Origin of the sequence: uncultured Finegoldia sp., assembly GCF_947252345.1 — a bacterium.
Classification (GTDB): Bacteria; Bacillota; Clostridia; order Tissierellales; family Peptoniphilaceae; genus Finegoldia.
Genome location: NZ_CAMXVC010000005.1, coordinates 49,696 through 57,608, shown reverse-complemented (window position 1 = coordinate 57,608; position 7,913 = coordinate 49,696). Strand labels below are relative to the sequence as shown.

The 7,913-nt window shown below is 26.5% G+C and carries 9 protein-coding genes; 8 read left to right on the top strand and 1 reads right to left on the bottom strand.

Annotated elements, in window-relative coordinates:
- The 7 genes from Q0X02_RS02085 to Q0X02_RS02055 form a co-directional block, all read left to right on the top strand.
- On the top strand, positions 1-854 hold an 854-nt coding region (locus Q0X02_RS02085; RefSeq protein WP_297810824.1), incomplete at its 5' end, for a hypothetical protein.
- Complete coding sequence (locus Q0X02_RS02080; RefSeq protein ID WP_297810822.1) at positions 854-1,093, top strand: hypothetical protein; 240 nt, start codon at positions 854-856, stop codon at positions 1,091-1,093. The genes Q0X02_RS02085 and Q0X02_RS02080, both read left to right, overlap by 1 nt.
- Positions 1,080-1,742 carry a chromosome partitioning protein ParA gene (locus Q0X02_RS02075; protein ID WP_297810819.1) on the top strand — a complete coding sequence of 221 codons (663 nt, stop codon included), beginning with the start codon at positions 1,080-1,082 and terminating at the stop codon, positions 1,740-1,742. Before Q0X02_RS02080 ends, Q0X02_RS02075 begins: the two co-directional genes overlap by 14 nt.
- Before the next feature lie 118 nt (positions 1,743-1,860).
- Positions 1,861-3,399 carry a ribonuclease Y gene (gene rny, locus Q0X02_RS02070; protein WP_297810817.1) on the top strand — a complete coding sequence of 513 codons (1,539 nt, stop codon included), beginning with the start codon at positions 1,861-1,863 and terminating at the stop codon, positions 3,397-3,399.
- Positions 3,400-3,465: 66 nt separating this feature from the next.
- A complete protein-coding gene (locus Q0X02_RS02065) occupies positions 3,466-4,293 on the top strand; it encodes a PHP domain-containing protein (RefSeq protein ID WP_297810815.1) in 828 nt (275 codons plus the stop codon).
- Positions 4,271-5,431: a pyridoxal phosphate-dependent aminotransferase gene (locus Q0X02_RS02060; RefSeq protein WP_297810812.1), complete on the top strand. Its 1,161-nt coding sequence runs from the start codon at positions 4,271-4,273 to the stop codon at positions 5,429-5,431. The genes Q0X02_RS02065 and Q0X02_RS02060 overlap by 23 nt, the downstream gene beginning before the upstream one ends.
- A gap of 116 nt (positions 5,432-5,547) precedes the next feature.
- Entirely contained in the window at positions 5,548-6,525 is a 978-nt protein-coding gene (locus tag Q0X02_RS02055; protein ID WP_297810809.1) for a tyrosine recombinase XerC, read from the top strand.
- A 199-nt stretch (positions 6,526-6,724) separates the two neighbouring features.
- On the opposite strand, the gene Q0X02_RS02050 is transcribed toward Q0X02_RS02055, so the two are convergent.
- Entirely contained in the window at positions 6,725-6,961 is a 237-nt protein-coding gene (locus Q0X02_RS02050) for a LysM peptidoglycan-binding domain-containing protein (protein WP_297810806.1), read from the bottom strand.
- A 250-nt stretch (positions 6,962-7,211) separates the two neighbouring features.
- Here Q0X02_RS02050 and lexA point away from each other — a divergent pair, with 250 nt between their 5' ends.
- Complete coding sequence (lexA, locus tag Q0X02_RS02045) at positions 7,212-7,838, top strand: transcriptional repressor LexA (protein WP_297810803.1); 627 nt, start codon at positions 7,212-7,214, stop codon at positions 7,836-7,838.
- Positions 7,839-7,913: the final 75 nt, after the last annotated feature.

The following is a 7,913-nucleotide window of genomic DNA, read 5'->3' as shown; positions in this document are numbered from 1 at the left end:
GTCATAAATATCTTGAAAAATTCAATACACTAGATGAACTCGAAGAAATAATTAACAAATTAACTTCTAATTATAAAAAATCTATTATATACGAAGAGTTGTTTATAATTTTTTCAAAGATTTTATTAGAAATCCGAGACAACAATAGTATTCTAAAAGAGCTTCCTGATACAAATTCATTAAGTAAAATAATTGAAAAACTCTCTAACAATATCACTACTTTAAAATTTCTAAGTCCTATATTTGATAAACAAAAAAAATTGGAATCAGAGTATAATTATAATAATTCAAAATTGAACGAACTTAAAAATATAAAATCAATTTATGCTCTGAAAAATAAAATATCTAATTCTATTAATTGTTTTAACGAATTAATCACAATCCGAGAAAAATACAAATTAATAAGTGAATCAATTTATTCAAATAAGTTAAAAATCAAGATATACAATATAAATGAAATAACAAAGATTATTGATTCTATAGATTCAAAAAAGCAAAAGTTTTTAGAGATATTTACATTATATCGTTCCTTAAGTTCGTTAAATAATGATATTAATCAAATTAATAAAACAATCTGCAAAGAACGCTTTGTATACAGTGTTAGTAACAACTTAAAGAAAATAGATGATTTTTCTTTAACTTTAAGAAAACTTATTGAACTTGATAATAAGTATAATTTTCTAAAAATTGAATACAATAAAACTTCAGACTTAATAAAAAAACATCAACTTTCCATAAATGATTTAATTAAAGAATATAAACAGTGCTTATTGAAAGAAAAGATATGTCCATTTTGTTTGAGTGAAATTGATGAAGAACACATAAGTAAAATTATGGAGGAATTAAAGAAATAATGAATACGAATGAAAGATTTAATATAATAAAAGAAAAACTAGAAAAAGCAAAAGAAGATAAAAATAGGGCTGAAATTGCTCTTGAAAATTTGGAAAAGCAAAAAGAAGAATTACTTAATCAATTAAAAGAATTAAATATTGAACCCGAAAATCTTGAAACCGAAATAAAAAGATTAAAATCTGAAATAGAAAATGATTTAAAAAAAGCCGAGGAATTACTTTCTAATGACACAAACTAATTTAGAATTAATAAAAGAGTCTCTAGATAATATGAAACTTAAATATAACACTGAGATATCTTTGAAAAATAGTATAATAAAAGAAATAAAACTTCGACAAAATCAAATTGATAAAACACAAAAAGAAATTGAAAAATTGCAAATTATTAAATTACTTTACGATAAGACTTCTGAATATTCACGTGAACAAGCTAAAAACCAAATAGAAAATTTAGTAAGTAGATGTTTAAGCTATATCTTTGAAAAAGAAATGAATTTTAAAATTGATATCACTATAAAAAATAATAATCCTTCCGCAAAATTTTTTATTGAAGAGGATATTGATATTGACGGAGAAGTAGTTCCTTTTAAATATGATATCGTTGATGCAAGAGGTGGTGGTGTTGTTGATATAGTATCTTTAGCCTTGAGAATATCATTTATTATGCTATATGAAAAAAAATTAGCAAGTACAATAATTTTAGATGAGCCATGTAAACACGTAAGTGAGGATTATATTCATAATGTTGCAAATTTTATTAATGAAATTAGTTCAGAATATAGCAAGCAAATAATAATGATATCTCATAATCCACATCTTTCAGAAATTGGAGATATTAATTACAGAATTACAAATATAAATAATACATCAAAAATAGATATTGTTTAAATTTATATTATATTTTTAAATATTGACAGACAACTCTATTTGTAATACACTAGAATAGTAAATTTATCCAAAAGATTTATTTAATGAATATTGAAAATTGAATAAAGGGGGTGTATTTATGAGCACCACATCTTTAATAATTTGCATAGTGGCTTTGATTTTTGGAGTTGTTATAGGTTTTGTGTTAAGAAAAAGCTTGGCAGAGAAAAAAATTAAGAGTGCTGAAGATTATGCTGTTAAAATAATCGAAGATGCTAATAAGGACGCAGAAACTAGAAAAAAAGAACTTTTAGTTGAGGCTAAGGATGAAATCTTCAAGATGAAGAGTGATTTGGATCGTGATAATAAATCACGTTTAAAAGAAATCAGTCGTCAAGAAGATAGACTGAACTCGAAAGAAGAAAATCTAGAGCGAAAAAGTGTATCTTTAGATAAAAAACACAAAAAATTAGATGCAGAATTAAAAAAAGCTGACGAAATGCAACTTCAAATCCAATCTATTATAGAAGAAAAAGAATTAGAATTGGAAAAAGTTGCAGGTTTAACAAGTGATGAGGCCAAAGATATTGTCCTTGACAAAGTAAAAAGTGAAACAATACGTGAACAAGCTGCTATTATTAAAGAAATAGAATCAAAGACTAAGGAAGAATCTGAAAAATTTGCAAGAGAAATAATTAGTACTTCAATTCAAAGATATGCTGCCGACCAAGTTGCTGAATCTACAGTATCTGTTGTCAATTTGCCAAATGATGATATGAAAGGTAGAATAATTGGACGTGAGGGTAGAAACATAAGGGCTTTTGAAACTTTAACTGGGGTAGATTTAATAATTGATGATACTCCTGAGGCAGTTGTACTATCAGCATTTGATCCTGTTAGAAGAGAAGTTGCTAGAATCGCCTTAGAAAAACTTATTGTTGATGGTCGAATTCATCCTACAAGAATTGAGGAAATGGTTGAAAAGGCTAAAAAAGAAGTCGAAAACACTATAAGAGAAAAAGGTGAAGAAGCTTGTGATGAAACTAATGTTCATGGTTTACATCCAGAATTAATTAAAATTCTTGGTAAACTACATTATCGTACAAGCTATGGTCAAAATGTTCTAAAACATTCTATTGAAGTAGCAAATATTGCTGGAATGCTTGCAAGTGAGTTAGGAGTAAACGTGAAATTAGCAAAGCGTGGAGGTTTGCTTCATGATATAGGCAAAGCTATAGATCATGAAATCGAAGGTCCACACGTGGAACTAGGAGTAAATGTTGCTAAAAGATTCAAAGAACCAAAAGAGGTAATAAATTGTATAGAATCACATCATGGTGATGTTGAACCTACATGCATTGAATCTATTTTAGTACAAGCTTCTGATGCTATATCAGCAGCAAGACCTGGAGCAAGGCGTGAATCAATGGAAAATTATATTCAAAGATTAGAGAACCTTGAAGAAATTGCTAATTCATTTGAAGGTATTGATAGTTCTTTTGCAATTCAAGCTGGTAGAGAATTAAGAATTATGGTTAAACCAGATGTTATAGATGAAAGTTCTATGGTTATATTAGCAAAAGACATAGCTCATAAAATTGAAAGTGAATTAGAATATCCTGGACAAATTAAAGTTAATGTTATCAGAGAAAACAGGGTATCAGATTACGCTAAATAAGAATTAACTTAGAAGGTCAACATTAGTTGACCTTCTTCTAATATGTAAATAAACTTGGAGAAAATTATGATTGATATGCATATTCATTCCACAGAGAGTGACGGAATATTAAATATAGAAGACATAATAAATATTTCAAAAAAATACCATCTGGATAATTTTGCTATCAGCGACCATGATGTATTGGTTAGCAAATTAAAATTTAATAACTCTAAAATAATAAAGTCTGTCGAATTTGGAATTAGTTATAAAAATAAAGAAATTCATATTCTAGGATATTTTGTTGATAATTCTAATACTAATTTAAATAATCTCGTAGATTTGGCAAGAATAGATAGACAAAAAAGAATCGATGTTTTCAAAGAAAAATTTTTCAAACTTGGAATATTAATAGACAAAAATGCCGTTTTAAATTACAGTAAGGAAAAAATATTTTCGAGGAGTAACTTAGCTCAATATTTGGTAGATATAAAAATTTGCAAGACTAAAAATGAAGCATTTAAAAAGTATTTATCTGAAAATGGCAAATGCTATGTCCAAAAGAATTTTACTACCATAAAAGAAATTATCGACTCTATTAAATCAGCTTCTGGTGTTGCTATATTAGCGCATCCCGTGACAATAAATGATGATATAATAATAAATGAAATAATAGATATGGGAATTGATGGAATTGAAGTTATAAACTCAAAACATAATTTTGCAGATATAATAAAATATCTTAATTTAGCAATTAATAAAAAATTGCTTTACACCGCTGGAAGTGATTGCCACGGAAAAAAATATAACAATCAATATTTACTTGGTCATTTTTCTATCAACCGAAAAATTTTTGAGTCTATAAGCACATTACATGAAATAAGGAGTAATTATGTTATCAAACAAAATGAATAGAATAAATCCTTCACTAACTTTAGAATTGAGTGCAAAAATAAACAGAATGAAATCAGAAGGACGTAGAATTTATAATTTTACGGTTGGTGAACCTGATTTTAAAACGCCACGATATATAATTAATGAAACAATGAGTTTTCTTGATAATAGTATAGTTAGATATACAGACACCAGCGGTTTATCTGAGCTTAGAGAATTAATAAGTCAAAAACTTAAAAATGTTAATAAAATTAACTGTACCAAGGATTCAATAGTAGTGTCTACAGGCGCAAAACAAGCTATTGTAAATTCATTGTTTGCAATTACTAATAGAAATGATGACGTATTAATACCATCTCCATATTGGTTAAGCTATCCTGAAATGTGTAAAATAACGGATTGTACCCCTGTGATATTGCCATATAATGATTCATATAAAATAGATGTTAAGATACTTGATAAATATAAAACAGATAAAACAAAATGTTTAATATTAAATAATCCTTCTAATCCAACTGGTGTTATTTATTCAAAAAATGAATTGACAGAAATTGGCAATTGGGCTGTAAAAAATAATATTTATATAATTTCAGATGAAATATACGAAAGATTATCATATGACGTGGATTATGTTAGTATAGCATCAATTTCAGACGAAATTAACGATATAACAATAACAATAAATGGTTTCTCTAAATCTTATGCCATGACAGGATTCAGGTTGGGTTATTCTTGTAGCAATAATGAAATTGCTGCTCTCATTAAAAGACTTCAAGGTCACATTACATCAAATGCCAATACAATAAGCCAAGTAGCCGGTATAGCTGCTTTAAAAAATGAAAAAAAAGAAGTCGATGAAATGATTATTGAATTTAAAAAAAGAAGAGATTATATAACATCTAAATTAGATGATATGAACTTAAAATATATATATCCAGAAGGAGCTTTTTATATTTTCATTAAAGTAGATGAGTTTTTTAATTCAACTATCAAAAACTCATTAGATTTTTGTGATTTTCTTTTATCTTATTATAATGTAGCATTGATACCTGGAGTTGTATTCGGTGAAGATAATTTCGTTCGAATGAGTTACGCTACAAAAATAGATGATATTAAGCTTGGAATTTCAATTTTAAAAAAATTCATAAATGAGTTATAAAAAAATAGCAAAAAATTTTGCTATTTTTTTTGACAATAGAGGATGTTTTTGATAAAATAACAATGTCACAAAATAATAATTTTGTGACATTGATAAACAAAAATTTTGGAGGTACTATGAACAATTATCCGGTTATTCTGTTAGATTTTCTCGATTATTTAGAAACTATAAAAGGTCGTTCTTCTAATACTGTTAAAGAATATGCTTATGATATTAATTTGCTATTAAAATTTTTGATTTCTAGGAAGAAAAATATCAAATTAAAATCATTTAATGATGTTTTAAATATCGATTCATCAAATATTGATTTAAACTTTTTTGAAAATATTGATGTGATTGATTTACACTCTTTTATGGGATTTTTAGACCATAATCGTTCTAATGGTTCATCTACTAGAAGTCGTAAAACTTCAAGTATACGAACTTTCTACAAATATCTAATTAACATTCGTAAGTTGGACGTAATTAATCCAGCTGAACTATTAGACTCTCCAAAGAAAAATATTAGACAACCTGTTTATTTAACTTTAGATGAATCTATGAATCTACTAAAAGTTATTCTAAGAGAAAAAGATGATGAAATAAGAACTAGAGATTATTGCATTACAGTTTTATTCCTAAACTGTGGTATGAGATTATCTGAATTAGCAGGAATTAATATTAATCATATTAAAACAAACACCCTTAGGGTTATTGGTAAAGGAAATAAAGAACGTACTGTTTACCTCAATGATATGTGCCTAGATGCTATTGATAAATATATGAAAAATAGACCTGAAATAGACAACGATGCCCTTTTTATAAGCAAAAAACATAATAGAATGAGTAATCGTGCTATTCAATACAGAATCGAACACTATCTCAAAGTAGCTGGATTTGACACTAACTTATATAGCGTACACAAATTACGCCACACTGCAGCTACTCTTATGTATCAGTATGGTAATGTTGATATTAAAGTATTGCAGGAAATTTTAGGACATGAGTCTGTATCTACAACTCAAATATACACTCATGTAGATAATAATAGCTTACGCAACGCAATAAACAAAAATCCTCTAAATGAGATGAAAATAGATTCGAAAAATAAATAATTTAAGAATAACTATATGTAAAATTATATACGTATTATTTTTAAATATATTAATATTACAAAGTGCTTTAGGATTATTTGTTTATATAAATTTAATGCTCCATATATTTCCCTTACTTTTTTACAAAAAAAAGATCAGATTTTTATCTGATCTCAAATTTTACTGTTATTAAGATAGTATTAGGAGTGTAACAGTAAAATTATTTATTTATCAAAGGTATGTTCAAATGTTCGCCTACATTAATAGAACTACCTTCTATAAACTTATTGTATTCTTTTATTAATTTAATAAATTGTCTTGTACTCATATTATCAGGCTTATATTGTTCTGAAATATCCCATAATGTGTCTGAATTATTTACGACATAATAATATGTCTTATACGATGTGTCATCGTAATTACCTAAACTTAAATTTGTAAATATAAAAGATATCATTAAATATGACACTAATAATAGAGTTAATATAAACAAGCAGAATCTTGATTTATCAACAATTTTATAATTTTTCATATTCCCTCCATAAAAGAATAAAATTATTCAAACGTTCGTTCTATAGTTATATTCTACAACATATGTTCTTGTATGTCAAGAAAAGATTTTATGTTCGACGTAAAAAGAAAACAAATGTTTCAATTTATTAAAATATATGATATAATTTTATTAAGAAAAGAAAAGGAGAATATTAATGTACGAGGATTTAACTTCAAAACAAATTGAAATTTTAAAGTTTATAAAAAGGTATATAGATTACAAAGGCTATCCTCCAGCTATTAGAGAAATTTGCGAGAGTTTAAATATAAATTCGACCTCAACTGTGCATAATAATATTCTAAAGTTAGAAATGCGAGGATATATTAGAAGAGACCCTTTAAAAAACAGAGCTTTGGAAATTATAGATAGTGCTTATGAAGAAGAAGAAAATGAAATAAAAAAAGAAACTATCGATGTTCCTATTATTGGTAAAGTTCAAGCTGGATTGCCAATACTTGCTATTGAGAATATTGAAGATACTTTCCCTCTTCCAATAGAATATACATCTCAGGGAGTAGTTTTTATTTTAAAAGTTCAGGGTGAATCTATGATTGAAGATGGAATATTAAATGGCGATAAATTAATTGTTCGTAAACAATGTACAGCTAACAATGGTGATATTGTTGTGGCTCTTATGGATGAATCAGCCACGGTCAAAAGATTTTATCGACATTCTGACCACATTGAATTGAGACCATCAAACTCATCTATGTATTCAATAAATGTTAAAGATGTTGAAATTTTAGGAAAAGTTATTGGATTATATAGATCTATTTATTAAATTGAAAAGCCTTACGCAAGATATGATTTAACCTATTGTTTCTGTCTTTAGGATTTTTATTTTAAATCATTGAAA

Excerpts from the sequence above, each read along its gene's own strand:
- Q0X02_RS02080 (WP_297810822.1), top strand. The coding sequence starts at position 854 with ATGAATACGAATGAAAGATTTAATATAATAAAAGAAAAACTAGAAAAA.
- Q0X02_RS02055 (WP_297810809.1), top strand. The coding sequence starts at position 5,548 with ATGAACAATTATCCGGTTATTCTGTTAGATTTTCTCGATTATTTAGAA.
- rny (WP_297810817.1), top strand. The coding sequence starts at position 1,861 with ATGAGCACCACATCTTTAATAATTTGCATAGTGGCTTTGATTTTTGGA.
- Q0X02_RS02060 (WP_297810812.1), top strand. The coding sequence starts at position 4,271 with ATGTTATCAAACAAAATGAATAGAATAAATCCTTCACTAACTTTAGAA.
- Q0X02_RS02065 (WP_297810815.1), top strand. The coding sequence starts at position 3,466 with ATGATTGATATGCATATTCATTCCACAGAGAGTGACGGAATATTAAAT.
- Q0X02_RS02050 (WP_297810806.1), bottom strand. The coding sequence starts at position 6,961 with ATGATATCTTTTATATTTACAAATTTAAGTTTAGGTAATTACGATGAC.
- Q0X02_RS02075 (WP_297810819.1), top strand. The coding sequence starts at position 1,080 with ATGACACAAACTAATTTAGAATTAATAAAAGAGTCTCTAGATAATATG.
- lexA (WP_297810803.1), top strand. The coding sequence starts at position 7,212 with ATGTACGAGGATTTAACTTCAAAACAAATTGAAATTTTAAAGTTTATA.